This window comes from Streptomyces hygroscopicus, assembly GCF_026168105.1.
Classification (GTDB): Bacteria; Actinomycetota; Actinomycetes; order Streptomycetales; family Streptomycetaceae; genus Streptomyces; species Streptomyces hygroscopicus_D.
In genome coordinates this window covers 170,570-188,724 of the sequence record NZ_LBMW01000001.1, presented here as the reverse complement: position 1 = coordinate 188,724, position 18,155 = coordinate 170,570, and the positions used below count along the sequence as shown (strand labels likewise).

Genomic DNA, 18,155 nt, shown 5'->3' with positions numbered 1-18,155 from the left:
TGCGAACTAGTTGACTTTCACCCGGTGTTCGGTCACAAAATGCATCGTCATTCCCCCCCGGAAGCACTTGACGGGACCGCTCATGACGACCTGGAGACCTGCGCGCCTCCCGCACGCCGACCACCGCGCCGCCAGGAGTGGGCACTTATCCGTGTGCCCACGTACACGTGATCCAGAAGACCCCGACAGCGACGGTGGCCACTCCGGTCTTCCAGACCGCCGAACGCGACCGTTCGGCGACCTGAAGTACCTCTCTCAGGAAGGACGACCCTGGTGTACACCACAACGCACCCACATCCCGTGCGTTTGAGAGCCCGACGCCACTGGACGGCCGCAGCGGCAGTCCTTGCGCTGTGCCTGGCGCTGGTCACCGGCTTGGCGCCAACCCGCGCCCACGCCGCGGCCGCAACCACTTCGATCGCTGTCGACGGGAACTCGGCGGGCCGCACCTTCGACGGCGTCGGAGCCATCAGCGGTGGCGGCGGCAACTCGCGCCTTCTCATCGACTATCCCGAGCCGCAGCGCAGTCAGATCCTCGACTACCTCTTCAAGCCCGGCTACGGCGCCTCCCTGCACATCCTCAAGGTGGAGATCGGTGGCGACACCAACTCCACCGACGGCGCCGAGTCCAGCATCGAACACTCACCCGGCAACATCAACTGCACCGCCGGCAACGGCTACGAGTGGTGGCTGATGCAGCAGGCCAAGCTGCGCAACCCGGCGATCAAGCTGTACGCCCTCGCGTGGGGCGCCCCGGGCTTCCTCGGCGGCCACAACTTCTGGTCCACCAGCTCGCCGTCCACGGTGGACTACCTGATGAGCTGGCTCGACTGCGCCAAGCAGCAGCACTTCGCGATCGACTACCTCGGCGGCTGGAACGAGAGGTACGACAGCGGGCAGAGCCCAGCCTGGTACGAGGCCCTGCACGCCGCCCTCGCGAAAAAGGGCTATCGCACGAAGATCGTGGGCGCCGACAACGACTGGGCGATCGCCGACGACATCGTGAGCCGGCCCGCGCTGGCCTCGGCCGTGGACATCATCGGTGCGCACTACACCTGCCGCTACCGATCCGACCAGAAGAGCTGCTCCGCCTCCGACCACGCGCAAGCGTCGGGCAAGCAGTTGTGGTCGAGCGAGAACGGCTCGGACGACGCGGACGCCGGAGCCACCGCGATGGCCCGCGGTATCAACCGCGGGTACCTGGACGGCAAGACGACCGCCTACATCAACTGGCCGCTCGTGGCCTCGATCACCCCCAATCTCGACTACAACGGAGTTGGCCTGATCCAGGCCAACCAGCCCTGGTCCGGGGCGTACAACGTCGGCCGCAGCGCGTGGGTCATGGCTCAGACCAGCCAGTTCACCTCCCCAGGCTGGAAGTACCTGGACACCGCCAGCGGCTATCTCGGCGGCGACCGGGCCAACGGCAGCTACGTGAGCTACGCGGCCCCGGACAAGTCGGCCTGGAGCACGGTCTTCGAGACAATGGATGCCACCGCGGACCAGACCATCTCCCTGACCGCCGCGGGCGGTCTGCGCGGCGGCAGGCTGCACGTCTGGACCACTGACCTGAGTACCGACCACCCGCGCATGGTGGCAGCACCGGACCTGGCGGCCTCCGGCGGCACGTACCGGTTCACCCTGCAGCCCAAGCACCTCTACACGGTCACCACCACGACCGGCCAGACGCCCGGTACCACCACGGGCCCGCAGCGCTCCGTGCTCAAGCTTCCGTACTCCGACACCTTCGCCGGCTACGCCACTGGTACGGAGGCCAAGTACTTCGCCGCCATGAACGGCGCCTTCGAGGCGGCGCCCTGCGGCGGTGGACGCGGTGGCCAGTGCCTGCGCCAGATGACCACCACCTCGCCGATCCAGTGGACCGGCGAATCCAAGAACCAGCCCTACACCCTGATGGGCGACGTCAACTGGTCCAACTACACCGTCTCCGCCGATGTGTTGCTGGAGCAGTCGGGCGGCGGAGCCGACCTGCTGGGCCGCGTCGGCTGGCAGAACCAGAACAACAACGGTCTCAGCGCCTACCACCTGACACTGGACACGGCGGGCAAGTGGTCACTGCAGAAGAGCGACCAGTCGTGGAACTTCACCACGCTGCCCGGCGCGAGCGGCAAGCTCGCCACGGCACCAGGCACCAACACCTGGCACAAGCTCTCGCTCACCTTCCAGGGCAGCACCATCACCGCGAAGGTCGACGGCACCCAGGTCGCCAACCTCAGCGACAACACCTACGGCGCCGGACAGATCGGGCTCGGCACCGTGTGGAACTCCACCACCAGGGGGTACTACGGAGTCCAGTACTCCAACCTGTCCATCACGGCCGGCGCGACGCCGAGCCTGAACGGGACGTACAACCTCGTCAACGCCAAGAGTCACATGCTGCTCGACGCCAGCGGCGAGGGCACCAAGGACGGGACGCCCGTCATCCAGTACCCGGCCACCCAGGGCACGAACCAGCAGTGGACGCTGACCTCCAACGCCGACGGCTACTACACCATCACAGGCGTGGGGAGCGCCAAGGCCTTGGACGTCGACAAGTACAGCACGTTGCCCGGTACGCAACTGGAGCTGTGGAAGCCCAACGGCGGCAGCAACCAACAATGGGCCATAACCCCCTCGGACAACGGCACCTACACCATCGAATCCCGCAACAGCGGCCACCTGGTCGATGTCTCCGGCGCCTCTTCCGATCAGAACACCCCGGTCATCCAGTGGAACCCCAATGGAGGCACCAACCAGCAGTGGCAACTGGTGAAGGTCGGCTGACCGGCCGGCAGTGACCACCCACCAACCGCTGGGTTCCGCCCCTTCCGGCGTGGCAGGAACTCGGCGGCTGGCGCGGCACCACTGCTCCACACGCTCGAGGACGCGTCCGGCGCTCCACGGCACCGCGGCGGTGCGGTGCCCCGGCGCGCGGCCGGGCGCGCCGGGAGCTATCGGATTCCGCTCGCCACCGCCTGCCGCGCGGCCTCTGCCAGGCCGTGCGTCCAGGGTTCTCCGTGGCCGGGCAGGACGGTGGCGATCTCATGCTCGGCGATCTTGTCCAGCGATGCCAGCGCCGCCCGGCTGTCCTGGGTGAAAGCCCGGCAGATGACGCAGGGTCCGACGCGCCCGGCGACCGCGTCGTGGGTGACCAGGGCGTCGCCGGTGAAGGCGATGGAGTTGTCCGGGAAGAGGTAGCTGGTGCTGCCGTGCGTGTGGCTCGGGGTGTGCACGGCCAACGGGTGGCCGGGGACGTCGAGTTGCTGGTCGGCCGAGAAGGTGCGAAGCTCCCGGACGGCCGGCGTGCGCAGGGCGCCGCGGCGTGCCAGGTGCAGTGGTGCCCGAAGGCCGCTCGGGCGGCGGATCGCGTAGCCGAGCAGGGACCGCTCCGGCTGCCAGGCGGTCTTGAGCCACCGCGGTTCGGCGAGGATCGGCGCATCCGACTCGTGCACCCAGACGTCGGCGCCGGAGGCCGAGCGGACCCGCTCTGCGAGCCCCACGTGGTCGGGGTGGCCATGGGTGATCATCACCGCCGCGATGTCGGTGACGGGTCGGCCGAGGCGGCGAAGCGCGCCCATCAGTCCGTCCCAGTGCGTGGGCAGTCCGGCGTCGACCAGGACGAGGGCGGCCCCGGTGTCCACGAGGTAGAAGTTGACCAGGTGGTCGCCCAGCCGGTGGATGGCGTGCGTCGAGGAAGGGGCAGCGGCCACTGGTATCACCGGCCCAGCTCGATGGTGGTACCGGGCAGAGCCGCGACCCGCTCGGCGCCGAGCAACCGCGCGGCCGTCCAGGCGCCCGGCGGCGGGCCGTCGAGCAGCCTGGTCGCAGTCTCGGCTGCCAGTGCGCCGGTGAAGGCGAACCCCTCGCCCGTGCTCAGTTCGGCGACATGGATTCGCCCGTCCGCGTCGGTGATCTGCGCGTAGCCGTAAGAGCGGTCCTCGGGGTCGCCGCTGCCGCGCGGCACGGCGTAGGCGGTGACGTCGAGCGCGCCGCTGGCCTGCCGCGCCGCCTCCAGATCGCCCACGGGAACCGGGATCACCGTGCGTGTCGTACCACCGAAGGTGAGCGTGGTGGCGCCCTCGCCGAGCGGCGCGCGGACCAACTGCCCCGCGCGGTACGTGGTCGCGCCCTCGGCGGCGGTCTCGGCGACCGTGCGGCGCACGCCCTCGGTGGCGTACGCGCTGGCGGCCGCGGAGGCGACGGTCACCGCGACCGGGTGTATTCCCTGCCCGACCAGGGCCAGGACGGGCACCTCGGTGGCGGCCGGGCCGAACCCGGCCCCGGTCACCAGAGCGACACCGCGCTCGCGCGCCTCGGTCTCGCGGTCGAGGAGGGTACGCACGGCGGCCCGCTCGTTGGCGAGGTCCACGTACGCGGTACCGGCGTCGAGGCAGGCGGTCACCACCGGCGGTGCGAGCCGGGTGAAGGGGCCGACGGTGTTGACCAGCACCCGCCCCGCGCGGGCCACCGCGGCCAAGGAGCCGGCGTCCGCGATCTCGACGGTCAACACGGACACCCTCCCGCTGTCGAGTCGGGCTGCGGTCTCACCCAGCCGTGCGGCGTCCCGCCCGGCCAACGCGACTCTCGCGCCACGACGGACCAGGTGTTCGGCGATCAGGCCCCCGGTGGCGCCCGACGCTCCGAGTACGACGAAGTCATTGCGCATGATCACGCTCTTTCCGCCCGGAAGGGGGCCGCCGAAATAATGATGCAACATTGATGTCGTGTCATCGATGTTGTGTCATTGATACGCTGGTGCCCGTACCGAAGTCAACCGACGAGCGAAGCGAAGGACAGCCCGTGACCGCCGAGCGTCGCCGCCCTGCCCGGACCACCCACGACGAACTGCGATACCTGCTCCTGGCCGCCCAACGGGAGGGCAGCCGCAGGCTCGGCGGGTCCCTGCGTCATCTTGGTCTGACGCCCGCTCAGGCCGAGGTGGTCGACGTTCTGGCCGGGCATCAGCCGGTCACCCTGGCCGCCCTGGGACGGCTGCTGGTCTGCGAACAGGGCAGCCCCAGTCGCTTGGTCGACTCCCTGGTCCAGCGCGGCCTGGTCAGTCGCGTACCGCACCAGCAGGACAAGCGTGCCGTCTTGATCGAACTCACCGACGACGGCCGGAGCGTGGCCGCTCGGCTCGGCGAGGCCACCGGTCGGCTGACCGCCGAGATGGCCGGCCGACTCTCGGCGGCCGACATCGACTCCCTCGCCGGCCTGCTGCACACACTGCTCGAGGGCACCGACGTCGCACAGGCCATCCGGAGCCGCTTCCCGCACTGAGCACCTCACGCCCTCGCTAGGCGTGGCACACGTCTCGGGACGCGCGCCGCAGCGCGGTCAAAGCCCGTACCTCCACTTCCGCAGCGGGGGCACGCTTTCCGAGTCCCTGGGTTGAGCCGGCCCTCAAGGGGTCACGATGCGTGGTGCGCGTCAGAGGACTTTCAGCTTGGAGGGGTGTTCTTCACCGGGTTCCTGGACCCAGACATCGCCTCCGTCCCGCCAGATCCCCTCGAGGTATGCGTAGATCTGCACGGAACGATTGATGACGTCAGTGCGGCTGTAGTCGGTCAGCCGGGTCACGGACTCCAGGGCTTCCACTGTGCGGTTGGTCAGATTGACGGTCGTGCGGAGCGGAGGCTTGTTCGCACTTGCCATGATCGTGTCCTTCCCCGCGGTGAAGCTTCGAGGCCGCGTGGCCAACATACAGCTGGCGCGCTTATGGCATCAGTTGTACTCGGATGATGCGCACTGCGGGCGTGCGGCAAACACCGGTCGGCTCCCGCGGTGAATAAATCTCGCCACCTTGTGCCGCAGATTGAGGGGTTGGCCCGGGTATTCCCCCAATGACGGTACGCAGTCGTGCCGTTGCCGAGGGTGGGGAGGGGCCGTGGCAAAGGGACGTGCCCGAGCACGTGTGCCGCAGATCGCTTCGCGGCCGGATGAGCTGGATCTGTCCCAGGAGCAGCCGACCGAAAACGCCGATTTGAAGATCAGGATCGGTCCGCTCATGGTGCGGACCCGGCTCGTCCTGCCGTCACGGACTCCGGCCTCGGATGCGCTGGCGGCAGTGGTGTGGGCCTTGAGTTCGGTCCTCGCCTTCGCCGTGCCGGCGCTGGTGGGGCGCGCGGTTGGCCTCTCGCCCGCAGCGTGTGTGTACGCGGGCGGCGTGGTCCTGCTGTGGACGACCACGGTGGCGGCGGTGGCGCACGTGCTGAGCCGCCGCGGCCGACGGGCACCTCGGCGCAGCAGGAGGCAGAAATCCGGCGGGGTGAGGCGCACAACCTCGCACTGAAATAGGGGGAGGACTCAATGTACGACAGCAACACACCACTTCCAGCAGAGCGGTGGACACTCGATCAGATCGCGCCCGGCGCAGTTGTCGCCTCGGGCCTGGACAACCAGTCGACCCCGCTGGCACTGGTGCAGGGCGGGCGTTCCCCGCAGGAGGAGGCGCAGCACATCCGCAGCCACATCGGGGCGGAACTGCGGCGCGCGCTGGCGCTGCACGAACAGGTCATCTGCAACCGGGCCTTCATGCTCAACGCGGCCGGGCTGCAGGACGCCTTCCGTCACAGGGGCGCCGGCCGTTCGGCGTTCGTCTCCCTCCTGGAAAGCGGCGCGTTCGTGGTGCACCTCTACAAGGAGGAACACGCCTTCAATCTGGCCGACTACAGTGTCGACAAGGCCGGGCACCGGGCAGTCCGGGACCTTGCCGTCGACACACGCATCCCCTGCCTGCGCATGTCCTGGGACGACGCGGAGAACAGCGCCCGTGTGGCCGTGCTGGGGCGAGCCTTCACCGATCGCCTGTCCCGCTTCGACGCGATCAGCGCCAAGTCCCTGCACGGGCTGGGCATCGAGCCGACCGTCGCCGCGCACCTGGCCGGTACCGTGCTGCCGCAGGTCGCCGATATGGCGCGAAACACCGGCGAAGCAGGCCAGTCGTTGACGCGGCAGGTCGTCTACGACGCCTTCATCGCCCCCAAAGGGGAGGCCCACCTGCGGTACCGCCTGCTGCCAGGCGCGCACGTACGCGCGCTCAAGCACCTGGTGGACCTTGCCTACTGCCTGGGGCTGCCGGACCTTTTGGGGCGGCGGGCGCTGACGCCGCACGACAACGCGCCGCGGGACCTGATCGACGCCTCGCTCGAGGGCTCCGCCGAACTGGACGCTCCCGGTATCTTCGAAATCGGGCGCGCCGTTGCCCGGCTCAAGGGTGCGGTCGCTCCGCTGCCCGTCCCGCCGTGCTGGTCCGATGTGGCCCTTGCCGACATTGTGCGGCTGCGGCAGGAGGAGGTGTGGCGCGAGCACATCGTGGCCGGCGATGAACTGTTCGCGGTGCAGGGACTCGACGAGCCGGAGCGATTGTCGCATCTGGTGGCAGAGCACGAGAAGGCGTCGAACCGTTTGCTGCGCAAGCTGCACGTGATCCGTAGCGGGGCGGACGACCGGCCGGCCTCCCGCGGAGCGAGCGTGATCGTCCAGCAGCAGGACCGATATGTCGAACTGCTGGTGACGCAGGAGGGCCCCGTCGTGCGTACGTCACCGAACATCGACGACGTACCGGCCCGGCCGCGGCCCGCTGCCACGTCCATCCGGATCTGCGTCCGCGACGGCAGGCGGAAGCTGGGCCCGCTGGAGGAGACCAACACGATTGTCTCGGCGCAGATGACCGATGGGCCCGCCGGCCTAGCAGAGATCGCCAAGGGCCTTCGGTCACTACCGGACGTTGCCGACGGCGGCACCCAGCCGCACCCCGGTAACGCCGCCGACCAGCAGCGCACGAGCTGATCAGTCCATGTCGTCGGGCAGCGGCTGCAGAGCCCACAGGCGCTGCAGCCGCTGCAGCCGATCCTCGTCCAGGCCGTGGGTCCGGGCCACCGCCCCGATACTTTCCCAGTCGGCCAGCAGCGGGAAGTTCAGTGCCTCCGCGACCTGCTCCGGCCGGAGCCCTGCCGCGCCGGCAAGAGACTCGAGATCATCGGGGTTGACCCCGTGACTCAGGATCCGGCGCGCCACTGCCTCCATTTCTTCAGCCCCGCGTTGGTCACTGATGTACCGGAATGCACGCAACACCACATTGCGTGCGGGCACACGTTGTCGCTTCTCCGGGCTGCATTTGTCGACCGCATCCATCAGACGGGCCACGTCCTCCTCACTGGCTCGCCCCGCCAGGTACCGCGAAACAGTCGGCTGGCTCAGCTTCTTACCTCGGCTCTGCTCCGTTTTCCCGGCCAGCGAGCCCTGTGTGATACCGGCAGCCGCGAGACAATCGCCGAGGTCATGCATGAACTGGCCCACGGTGGCTCCGTCGTATGCCTTCAACGATGGCACCCACAGCGGCCGAGGCGCCTGCTCGAAGGAGCCGGGGGGCACCTCGGTGAGACGCTCGAGCCATATCCTCAGCAGGGAGAGCTGCTCGGCAATCGCCGCGGCGGGGGAGGCATCCACGTAGGTCTGCTTGCTGCCGCCGGCGCGGGCAGAGGAGTTGTCCGCGGGATCGAGACACCACAGGCGTCGCAGTCGTCCCAACGCGGCTTCCGTAACCGTGAGGTGACGCACCACCGCCTCCACGTGCTGCCACTCGGTCGTCGTCGACCACTGGAGAACGTTCCTGACCTGATTCTCCTTGAGGCCGGAGAGCAAGGCGAGTTCGGCAGCGTTGCGATGTGCGACGGCCGCAGCGAGGATGGCCCGTGCCTCGAACGCAGCATCCAGGGCCGTGTGGGGATCGTCGGCGGCGCGATACCTACGCAGCCAGAGTTCGCGGTCGAGGAGGTCCGGGTTGTGGGCAGCTACCGCATCCAGGATTTGGCACACTCCGGCTTCGGTAACGCCCTGGCCTTTGAACCACCTCTCCAACTTTCCCCGCGACGGCCCGGATGTCTCGTTCCGCCCACAGTTGCGCGCTGCCCTCGGGCGCAATGTCGTCAGCATGATGTCGCCGGATTTGATCAGGGCACCCAACTCGCCCATGACCTTCGCCCGCGGCCCGGTGCGCAGGACATCGTCGACGGACGGCAGGGGACGCTCGATGACGCCCGAGCCGGATACCGCTGCCTCTTGGGCTTGAAACATCTGGTGACGCAGCTCATTCAGCTCCAGGCCGATGGTCTCAGCGATGTGGTCCTGCTCGGTCGGGTCCGAGGGGAAGCCTGCCGCCAGGCGGCACAGCTGTGCCGCCCAGACCCGCTCGAGGCTGCGTCGGCAGGCGATGAACAGCTGTTTTCGCTCAGTCGGCGTCATGTCGTCCAACGTCTTGACCACGCTGATCCGCATCACCTCGGCTGTGATCTCCAACAGCATCGAGTCCCACTGGGACCACGGCATGGCGCCCCCACGCATTCCCGCATTCGATCCAGTGGACAGCTACGGTCAGCAGCACGCCCACCATCCGCCCCACCCGCCGCGCCGGCCGTCGCCCGGGGCGCGTAACGGGTACCGAGAACATGCCCGTTGCAGACCACCACCCAACCGAGGAGACAGTCGTGTCCGACGCCTACGACGACCTGCGCACCGAGCAGCCCGAACTGTTCCGCAACGATGACGACCCGGCAGCCATCACGATCATCGATCGCGCGCAGGCAGACCCACAGCTCGGACCCGTCGGCCTTCTCTACGAGGACCCCTGGATCCGTCTCGTGCGGGACCCGGTCCGATTTCCCGGAGGCCGGATCGGCGCCTATCAGCGCATCATTCCCGCAACGGCATCCGAAGGCGCCGCCATCCTCCCCGTACTCGACGGAAAGGTGGTCATGCTCGACCACTACCGCCACGCCCTGCGCTCCTGGACGCTGGAAATTCCTCGTGGGTTCGGCACAAACGGCCTGGACCCCCAGGCCAATGCCCTCAAGGAGTTGCAGGAGGAACTGTCGGCAACCGTCACCAGCTTCACCTCTCTGGGAGCCGTCCACCCCGACACCGGCCTGCAGGCCACCCGAGTCAGGCTCTACTACGCACAACTCACCGCGATCGGATCCCTCGAGACAGAGGCCGGCATCCGCGGGACCGTTCTGTTGACGCCTGCTGAGCTGGACCAGCACATCCTGGACGGGCGGGTGACCGACGGTTTCACACTGGCCGCCCTCGCCCAGGCCAGGATTCGAGGCCTGGTGCAGCAATCCCGCTGACCGCCCCCGGCGACAGCGCGGCTCGAGCAGGAAGACCCCTGGCCCGGCCGCGCTGTTCGTGCCTACGGCTGTGTCCGACACATGCCGATGGCGGACAACTGCTGACTTGACCCCTTCGCGGTCCGGGGTGCCGTGGTGGTCTTCGAACAGCGCCCCGCTCACTTTCCCCGGAGCGACCTGAGTCGCACGGTGCGTTGTCCCGTACGAGGGGAGCGGTCACCGTCCAATCGCTCGTGCGGCGGACCTGGTTGACGTGCCCTCGGCGGGATCGACGACCGGCGTCACGTCGAAGCCAGGTGATCACGGAGCCATATAGCGTAGAGAGGTGCAGAACAACAGTCCTACGAGGAGATGGAGCCGCACCGTGGCCGCCGCGGTGATGGCGCTGGTCGGTGCGGGCGTCCTTGCGGCCGACATCGTTGAGGTGCTTCAGGGGGACGGCCGGATCTCCGAGCTACGCGCTCATGGGCGCCAGGTGCCGGGTGACGCCTCCATAGAGTGGGCATGTTCGGCCGGCCGAGGCAGCAGTTGCTCCCCGAGCAAGGTGTGGCTCAGCTTCCACGACGCCACGGGTCTTCCGCAGTTCACCGCGGAGCCCAGCCTTGCGCAGACGCTGTATGTGCCGAGCGGCGCGGCCGACGACGACGGGTACGTGCACACCACCGTCGTCTACGATCCCGCCCACCCGGAGGAAGCACTGCCGGCCGGTGTCCTGCACTGGGGCGCCTGGGACCTGATCGAGCGCCGATGGTTCGCCTTCACCGTCGGCCTGGTACTGGCCGTCGCGGGTGCGGCCGCACTCGTCAGCGACCGCATCCGCCGCTGAGCGTGCCGGTGAGGCACGTGATCGTCCGGGGGGGGCCGGTCTCGTCGGCGTACAGGCGCCGCTGCACAGCTCGGGGCCGCTGATCAGGTACTCATGCCGTACGTTCGGCGTACTCATTCCGTCGAGGCGTCCCGCGCGCCGCGTATCGAGGACCGAGTACCGGCCGAACAGCCCGGGTTGCCGATGTACTGCGGCTCGTGAGGTGAGGGTCACCTCCAGGTATTCCCCGGGTGGCGTGATCACAGCCGCGGGCCGGGTGACACTCCGTCAGATCCACTTGCGATAGATCAGCTACAGGTCGCTCTGGCGACAGCCTCCGCCTCCCTTGCTGCCTCAGCAGCAGCTACCCACCGCGGGCACGATCACCAGCGCCCCTGCCGCGTCTCAAGCGCCGCAAACCCCAATGGAGACGACTGCTTCGTACAGTTCGACGTACAATTCGCGCAGGTGAAAAAACTCAACCTCGGGGGTCCGCCCGGGCCAAGTCTCGGTGACGAGATGATTCTGAGCCTGGACGTTTTAAAGAGGTCGCATGATCGGTGTCGCGGACGGCACGTTCACGACGACGCGGGTCACGGGTTCAGGGCATAACTCGGTCGTCGAATCCCAGGGGATTTTCACCCTGAGGCTGACCGGAGGGCAATTGACCATCCAGTTCGTTCAGCTCCGTGACGATGAGCAGGTCCTTCCTGTTGTCGTCACGGGCGGCAGCGGGGTCTTCCGCGGGGCCGGAGGTGACGGGACGATCACAAAGGGCAACAACTCCGGCGTCATCAGGCTGCACCTGGAGTTCACGTGAGCTCGCCCCAACAATGACGGGTTTCGAATCCCACCGCCTCCGTGTGCAGGCGCACCCGTCGCAGAACGGGGTGTCCCAGTGTCCCTCACTGAGTGACACCCCGTTCTGCACGGGCACTCTCACGCCTTGATCCACCCTGTCGCAGCGTCGATCAGGGCATGCGGTCGAGCGGCTCGCGTGAGCACGCTCAAGAGCCCCCGAGCCTTACCCGGAGCCTGCGTGACGGACCCCGTATCACTTCGACGGAGCGAGATATTCACATTACTTCGACGGAGCGAGATAAACGTGCACACCACCGAGAGCCAACCGCCACGCCTGACCCCGCTCCACTGCCTCACGCCCCTCGTTGAGCATTCCGGCCCGCACCAGATTTGCCGAACCTCTCAGCCTCTCCCAGTCCCCAGCGGAGTCAAAGGCTAGCCGTGATCGCTCCACAGAGGCCTCCAGAGCGCGGACAGCCGCCTCGACATCGTCCACTGTCGCGCCGGCGGTGCCTACGCCGGCGAGCGTCCATGACATCCACAGGCCCATGGGCCCACAGTCCCACCGCTGTGCCGTGGTCACGACTGCACCGAGCCATTCGCGTTCCCGCGCACATCCTCGGCGCCGAAATCAACGCATCAACCGCCTGCGCAAGGTGGGATCGCCGGTGTCCACCCGCCTACACCGCATCCATGCCCTCGCATCCATGTCCACACCCCCCGCGACCCCGTACGCGACCCCGTACGCGACCCCTGTGAGCGCCTGACGCCGGGCATCGCGCGCAGGATCAGAAGCACGATCGAAGCATGAGCCCCCGGAGTAAAGTGAAACCGGTGCAATTCAGGCGTAACCATCGCCACCCGGTGCAGGGTGGCTGTGGGTATGCGGGCGCAAGGAGCCAGGCATGATCCATTCAGCCGATATCCGCGAGTGGCGCAACCGCGACGTGATCGATCCCAAGGGACGCAAGATCGGATCCTTGGAGGCGGTCTATGTGGACAGCACGACCGACGCGCCGGCCATGGCCACGGTCCGTACCGGTCTGCCGACCCGGCAGCGGCTGGTCTTCGTCCCCCTCGACGAGGCCACCCTGGGCCCGGGTTACGTCAAGGTGGCGCACGCGAGAGGGCTGGTGAAGAAGGCCCCTTCCATAGGACTCGACGACGTCCTGCCGGCCGAGCGTGAAGAAGAGATCTTCAAGCACTACGGCAGGAGCTACGAGCCCGGCACCGACCACGGACGGCGCCTCGCGCGCGGCTGACCGGCTCGACGATCACCGCGAACGCTCGTTACTCGCAGACCGGAGGATGTGTTCACCCATGGCGCTCTTCCTGTTCCTGATCCTGGTCGCGATCGTCCTGGGACTGATCGGCGTGGTGGCTCAGGGGATGTTCTACCTCCTGGTCATCGGCGTCGTGGTCCTCGTGGCCGACCTGATTCTCGGCGGTTTGCGCTGGTCCCGGCGCTCGGGTCGGCACACCGTGCGGTGAGGCCGCCGAAAAACCGACGCCGCCGCCCACGACGGCCCGCGCCCAGACAGGAGAGGGCCGAGCGGCAACGAGAGACATCGCGCCCGGTAGTTCTACTTCCGTCACCCGCGCACCGAAGGCCGGCGTCCGCGGTGGTCCGCGGCCACATGATAGAGCTAAATTTTATTTGCTTTTCCGGGTCGGTGCTCATGGGTGCACGCGGCAGGCTGGGCACGTGGGGCGAACGCCGGGCCGTGTGCGCGACGGTCCGGCCCCGTCCCGCCGTCAGGTGGTCCGGTCGATGGGTGCGAGCTGGACGCAGCATTGGCCGGGCCGGGGTGCGAGGACTGCCTGCACGCCGTTGACCTGCAGGCCTTCCAGATAGCCGGTGAGGAAGGCGTGGTTCATGGCGCAGACCAGGTCAGGCGCCTTGGCGGCGAGGGGGTGGAAGGGGCAGTTGCGCAGCCGCAGCCGGGTGGGGGTCTCGCGGGCGGGTTCGAAGCCGTGCTGGTCCAGCATCCGCTCGCACAACGTCAATCCGCGTTCGGGGCCGAGGCGGCCGGGACGAGTGGCCTTCCGTTCGGCCTCGCCGAGACGTCGGCCGTGTTCCCCGGCGACGCGTGCTGCGGCCTGTCGGGCGTCCTCCTCCTCGCTCTTGTCCAGGACCGCGTCCAGGAGCATGTCGGCGAGGAGTTCGTGGCGGCGGTCCGGGATGGAGATCTGGACGGGGATGCCGGAGGGCTCGTACAGCTTGGGCTGCCGGCCGACCCTGCGCAGGCCGCCCGGGTGCTCGTAGTGGGCGCGCAGCAGGCCGGCGTCGACGAGCTTGTCGAGGTGGAAGGCGGCCAGCTTGCGGGAGATGCCCACACTGGCGGCGGCCTCGTCCCGGGTGACCGGACGCCCGGCCCGGCGGATGAAGGCGAACATGCGGCGCCGGGATTCCTCGCCCAGCACGCTGAGGGACTCCAGCGCGGCGTCGGCCGCGGACGGGTGCGGGTTCAAGTCGCTTGCCACAGTGCCAACGGTAACTCCTTATGGCATGGGCGGAGGCCTCCGAGCAGGCCAAGGAACTGGGCCTTTCGGTGCAACTTGGCGCCAGCGGCCACTGCAGTTGGTGCAACAGGGCCACGGTGGACCGGTTGCTGCTCCCGTGGGCGGCACCGCAGCGCCTGGGCTCGAACCCCCGTTCACTCAAGATCGGGAAGGGTCATGGAGCCTCGAGAACGGGACGGCTTCTTGACCTCGTCCCCCCAATAAGACCAATATTAATTAGTGAAAGAGGGAGGTGGTCATCGTGATCGATGAGTCCCAGCTGAGAGCGAAGCAGCCGGTCAGTGCCGTGCTGGCCGGACCGTACGGGCATCCGTTCCATCCGATCCTGGTCACCGTGCCGATCGGCGCATGGGTGGCGAGCCTGATCTTCGACGTCGCCTCCCACCTCGTGCACGCTCCTGGCTTCCTGGCACGCGGATCGGCCTGGTTGATCGCGATCGGGCTGCTGGGCGCATTGGCGGCCGCGCTGGTCGGATTCCTGGACCTGTTCGCCATCCCGACGGGCACGCGAGCCTTCCGCACCGGCCTGACTCATATGGCACTGAATGTGCTGGTGACCGCCGCGTACGCGGTCAACTTCGCGTGGCGGCACGCCGCCGGACCGGAAACCGGGAGTGTCGGTGTGGGCATGGTCGCGCTGTCCGCGATGAGCCTGGGAGTGCTCGGCGTCTCCGGCTTCCTCGGCGGCAAGCTCGCCTACCGATACGGCGTCCGGGTTGCGGACGAGTCCACGCAGGCGGATGGCTACGCCCCCACCCGCCCGTCCTGACCTGGCGCCGCCTGTCCTTTCCGACCGCGAAATGCTTATCCACCTCGAGGCTGCCGAACAGCCAGCCCCTGCACTTCTTCGGAGCGTCCCCATGGCTCTCGCCGCACTGATCACCTGGTTGGTCACCGCACTCGGCGGCTTTTACATGCTCGGCATCTGGATCTCGCGCGGGGGAGCGCGCCAGCAGCAAACCGGCGGTGCCAGCCGCCTGCCCGTCCCCGTCGTCTTCGGGCACTTCGCGCTCGCTGCCGCAGGCCTGGTGGTCTGGATCATCTATCTCGTCACCGACAAGGCCGCTCTGGCCTGGACCGCCTTCGGCCTGCTGGTGCCGGTCGCGCTGCTCGGATTCACCATGCTGGCCCGCTGGCTCCCCGTGCGCGGGGCGCCCTCGGGCGCTGGTGACGCGGAATCCGCCGAGCGCCACTTCCCGGTGCCCGTCGTCGTCGCGCACGGCCTGTTCGCCGTCGCCACGGTCGTCATCGTCCTGCTGACCGCCCTCGGTATCGGTGGCAGCTGACATGAACGAGTCCCGCCGCCCATCCCCCCGCCCTTCCCTCTCTCCGGAGGATCCGGTACCCGGCGCTCCCGCACTGCGAGTGGTCCACGACGCCGACAGCGTGGACCTGGCGGCGGCCGAGCGCGCCGCTGCCGACTTTCTGCACGCACTTGGCATCCCAACAGACTCCGAGAGCCTGCGCGGCACGCCCGGGCGTATGGCCCGCGCCTACGCCGAGTTGTTCAGCCCCCGGCCCTTCGACCTGACCACCTTCCCCAACGACGAGGGCTACGACGAACTCGTCCTGGCCCGTAGCATCCCGCTTCGCTCGGTCTGCGAGCACCACCTACTGCCCTTCGTCGGCACCGCCCACGTCGGCTACCTCCCCGGCCGACGCATCCTGGGCCTGTCCAAACTGGCCCGCGTCGTCGAGCACTTCGCCTGCCGGCCCCAAGTCCAAGAACGCCTCACCAAGCAGGTCGCCGACTGGATTCAGACCCATCTGGAACCCAAAGGCGTCGGCGTGGTCATCGAAGCCGAGCACACCTGCATGACCCTCCGAGGCGCACAGGCCACCGGCTCCAGCACCCTCACCTCAACCCTGCTCGGCCTGTTGCGCACCGATCCCCGTTCCCGGAGCGAATTTCTCGCCCTGACCGGCCTGCCCGGCTGACGCACTCCCGCCCCGAGAAGGAAGCCGGCATCACCATGGAAATCTGGGGCTTTCGCTTCCGCCCCGCTGGCGGCGGTGCGGGAGTGGGCGGAGTGCTACATCAACGAGATCGAGCACGCCCGGCTGCGCTACGACGGGGGCGGGTGACCCGCCGTCGTCCCGGCTCGGCGAAGAGCTCCGACGGCCTGCCCGAGATCGCGCACGGCCTGTCACTCCGTCGGCCACGCTGGAATCGGTTCGTTGGTACCGGCCCCCGATCATGCGCGAGAAACTGTGTCAAAAAGTCTGCCGGGCCCAGGACTTGAACCCCACCGTTTCTGTACGATCGCGCGGGTGCAACCACCGAAGGACGACACCGCCGACCTTCTCGCTCCCGTCCCCGCCGTGCGGGGTGCCCTCGTCGGGTGCCTGGGGGGAATCTGATGTTCCAGACACCGTCCCGACGAACCGTGCTGCGCGGAACGGCGGCCGCCGGTGCTGCGGTCACCGGCTTTGATCCGTTCACCCGTAGTTGGGCGGTCACGGCGTCGGACCGATCACTCATCGCCATCCCGCGGCTGGACGGCACCGTCCACACCGACGACGCGTCACTGACGGCCGACGCTGAGGACTTCGGCCACATCATCCACCGCCGCCCGGTCGCCGTCCTGCGGCCGGGTTCGGTACGGGACGTGGTCGCCATGGTCAGGTTCTGCAACGCGCACCGGCTGCAGGTCGCCCCGCGTGGCCAGGGTCACGCCACTTTCGGCCAGGCCCAGGTGCAGGGCGGGCTGATCATCGAGACATGGCCGCTCGCCTCCATCGGCCCTGTGGGACCGCACAGCACCACCGTCACGGTCGGAGCGGGCGCCAGATGGAGCAGCGTGGTCGAAGCCACCCTGGCCCTCGGTCTCACGCCACCCGTCTTCACCGATTACCTGGAACTGTCCGTCGGTGGCACTCTCTCCGTCGGCGGCATCGGCGGTCAGGCCCACCGGCACGGCACCCAGACCGACAACGTCACCGAGCTGCAGGTCGTCACCGGCGCCGGCGAGTTCGTCCGGTGCTCGCCGGTGCGGAACGCCGACCTCTTCTTCGCCGTGCTCGCCGGTCTCGGCCAGTGCGCCGTCATCGTCGGCGCGACCCTGCGCCTCGTCCCGGCACCCGAAACCGTGCGCCGCTACCTGCTGCCGTACGACAATCTGCAAACCTTCCTCGACGACCAGCGGGCCCTCGTCAGCGAACGACGTTTCGCCTATGTCGAGGGCCAGGTGACCACCGACGCCGGCGGCGCCTTCCGCAGGTATGTCCTGGAGGCCGTGGCCTACGGGCCGCCCGTCGGTCCCGTCCCCGACGACAGCACGCTCCTTGCGGGCCTGCACCATGCCCCCTCCGGGGTCCAAGCCTCCGACCTCGCCTACTACGACTTCCTCAATCGGATCGCCCCCGACGTTGCCGCCCTGAAGGCGGCCGGCCTCTGGTCGTACGCCCACCCCTGGCTCAACCTCCTCCTGCCGAGCCGCTGTGCCGCCTCCCTCGCGGGCTCCACCCTGGACGTCCTCACCCCGGCCGACCTCGGCCCCGGAGTCATCCTTCTCTACCCGTTGCTGCGCGAGCGGATCCACACCCCGCTGCTGCGCACCCCCGAGGACCCGGTGCCGTATCTCTTCGCCGTCCTCCGCACCACGGCACCGGACGACACGGCAACCCTGGACCGCCTCATCACTGCCAACCGCTCCGCCTACGACGCAGCCCGCGCAGCCGGAGGCACCCAGTACCCGGTCGGCGCGATCCCCTTCACCCGAGCAGACTGGCGCGACCACTTCGGCTCCGCCTGGCCCAGGCTCTCCACCGCCAGGCGCACGTACGACCCGCGCGGGATCCTGGTACCAGGCCAGGGCATTTTCTGACGAGAAGTTTCCCGGACGCGCCGGTGCACCGCCGTCGTAGCCGGGCCGTGGCCATTCATACCGGCGTTC

The 18,155-nt window shown here is 68.4% G+C and carries 18 protein-coding genes; 13 read left to right on the top strand and 5 right to left on the bottom strand.

The window, feature by feature from the left end; all coding sequences use genetic code 11:
• Positions 1–300 precede the first annotated feature (300 nt).
• Positions 301–2,784, top strand: coding sequence for an RICIN domain-containing protein (locus AAW14_RS00945; protein WP_265558745.1), 2,484 nt, complete (start codon positions 301–303; stop codon positions 2,782–2,784).
• A 167-nt stretch (positions 2,785–2,951) separates the two neighbouring features.
• On the opposite strand, the gene AAW14_RS00940 is transcribed toward AAW14_RS00945, so the two are convergent.
• Positions 2,952–3,710, bottom strand: coding sequence for an MBL fold metallo-hydrolase (locus AAW14_RS00940; RefSeq protein WP_265558744.1), 759 nt, complete (start codon positions 3,708–3,710; stop codon positions 2,952–2,954).
• A gap of 5 nt (positions 3,711–3,715) precedes the next feature.
• Entirely contained in the window at positions 3,716–4,666 is a 951-nt protein-coding gene (locus AAW14_RS00935; protein WP_265558743.1) for a saccharopine dehydrogenase NADP-binding domain-containing protein, read from the bottom strand.
• A 134-nt stretch (positions 4,667–4,800) separates the two neighbouring features.
• Here AAW14_RS00935 and AAW14_RS00930 point away from each other — a divergent pair, with 134 nt between their 5' ends.
• Positions 4,801–5,280 (top strand): MarR family winged helix-turn-helix transcriptional regulator, encoded by a 480-nt coding sequence (locus AAW14_RS00930; RefSeq protein WP_265558742.1) that lies wholly within the window; start codon positions 4,801–4,803, stop codon positions 5,278–5,280.
• A 150-nt stretch (positions 5,281–5,430) separates the two neighbouring features.
• Here AAW14_RS00930 and AAW14_RS00925 read toward each other — a convergent pair whose 3' ends face one another.
• Entirely contained in the window at positions 5,431–5,655 is a 225-nt protein-coding gene (locus AAW14_RS00925; protein WP_265558740.1) for a hypothetical protein, read from the bottom strand.
• Between the two features lie 232 nt (positions 5,656–5,887).
• Here AAW14_RS00925 and AAW14_RS00920 point away from each other — a divergent pair, with 232 nt between their 5' ends.
• Together AAW14_RS00920 and AAW14_RS00915 are read left to right on the top strand one after the other, a co-directional pair.
• Complete coding sequence (locus AAW14_RS00920) at positions 5,888–6,292, top strand: hypothetical protein (RefSeq protein ID WP_265558738.1); 405 nt, start codon at positions 5,888–5,890, stop codon at positions 6,290–6,292.
• A 17-nt stretch (positions 6,293–6,309) separates the two neighbouring features.
• Positions 6,310–7,791, top strand: a complete 1,482-nt coding sequence (locus tag AAW14_RS00915; RefSeq protein WP_265558736.1) for a hypothetical protein — start codon at positions 6,310–6,312, stop codon at positions 7,789–7,791.
• On the opposite strand, the gene AAW14_RS00910 is transcribed toward AAW14_RS00915, so the two are convergent.
• A complete protein-coding gene (locus AAW14_RS00910; protein ID WP_265558734.1) occupies positions 7,792–9,306 on the bottom strand; it encodes a hypothetical protein in 1,515 nt (504 codons plus the stop codon).
• A gap of 182 nt (positions 9,307–9,488) precedes the next feature.
• Between AAW14_RS00910 and AAW14_RS00905 the strand changes: the two genes are divergently transcribed.
• From AAW14_RS00905 to AAW14_RS00885, 5 genes are all read left to right on the top strand, one after another.
• Positions 9,489–10,130, top strand: coding sequence for an NUDIX hydrolase (locus AAW14_RS00905; protein WP_265558732.1), 642 nt, complete (start codon positions 9,489–9,491; stop codon positions 10,128–10,130).
• 364 nt (positions 10,131–10,494) lie between these two features.
• Positions 10,495–10,956, top strand: coding sequence for a hypothetical protein (locus tag AAW14_RS00900; RefSeq protein WP_265558730.1), 462 nt, complete (start codon positions 10,495–10,497; stop codon positions 10,954–10,956).
• A 532-nt stretch (positions 10,957–11,488) separates the two neighbouring features.
• Positions 11,489–11,755: a hypothetical protein gene (locus tag AAW14_RS00895; RefSeq protein ID WP_265558729.1), complete on the top strand. Its 267-nt coding sequence runs from the start codon at positions 11,489–11,491 to the stop codon at positions 11,753–11,755.
• A gap of 886 nt (positions 11,756–12,641) precedes the next feature.
• Positions 12,642–12,998, top strand: coding sequence for a PRC-barrel domain-containing protein (locus AAW14_RS00890; protein ID WP_265558728.1), 357 nt, complete (start codon positions 12,642–12,644; stop codon positions 12,996–12,998).
• Positions 12,999–13,056: 58 nt separating this feature from the next.
• Positions 13,057–13,227, top strand: a complete 171-nt coding sequence (locus tag AAW14_RS00885; RefSeq protein ID WP_265558727.1) for a hypothetical protein — start codon at positions 13,057–13,059, stop codon at positions 13,225–13,227.
• Positions 13,228–13,491: 264 nt separating this feature from the next.
• On the opposite strand, the gene AAW14_RS00880 is transcribed toward AAW14_RS00885, so the two are convergent.
• Complete coding sequence (locus tag AAW14_RS00880; RefSeq protein ID WP_265558726.1) at positions 13,492–14,220, bottom strand: helix-turn-helix transcriptional regulator; 729 nt, start codon at positions 14,218–14,220, stop codon at positions 13,492–13,494.
• A gap of 280 nt (positions 14,221–14,500) precedes the next feature.
• Between AAW14_RS00880 and AAW14_RS00875 the strand changes: the two genes are divergently transcribed.
• The 4 genes from AAW14_RS00875 to AAW14_RS00860 all read left to right on the top strand — a co-directional run bounded on the left by AAW14_RS00875 (position 14,501) and on the right by AAW14_RS00860 (position 18,086).
• Positions 14,501–15,028: a DUF2231 domain-containing protein gene (locus AAW14_RS00875; RefSeq protein WP_265558725.1), complete on the top strand. Its 528-nt coding sequence runs from the start codon at positions 14,501–14,503 to the stop codon at positions 15,026–15,028.
• A gap of 91 nt (positions 15,029–15,119) precedes the next feature.
• Entirely contained in the window at positions 15,120–15,545 is a 426-nt protein-coding gene (locus AAW14_RS00870) for a hypothetical protein (RefSeq protein WP_265558724.1), read from the top strand.
• Position 15,546: 1 nt separating this feature from the next.
• Positions 15,547–16,197, top strand: a complete 651-nt coding sequence (gene folE, locus AAW14_RS00865; RefSeq protein WP_416223227.1) for a GTP cyclohydrolase I FolE — start codon at positions 15,547–15,549, stop codon at positions 16,195–16,197.
• A gap of 422 nt (positions 16,198–16,619) precedes the next feature.
• Positions 16,620–18,086 (top strand): FAD-binding protein, encoded by a 1,467-nt coding sequence (locus tag AAW14_RS00860; protein WP_265558722.1) that lies wholly within the window; start codon positions 16,620–16,622, stop codon positions 18,084–18,086.
• The last annotated feature ends 69 nt before the right edge of the window (positions 18,087–18,155 follow it).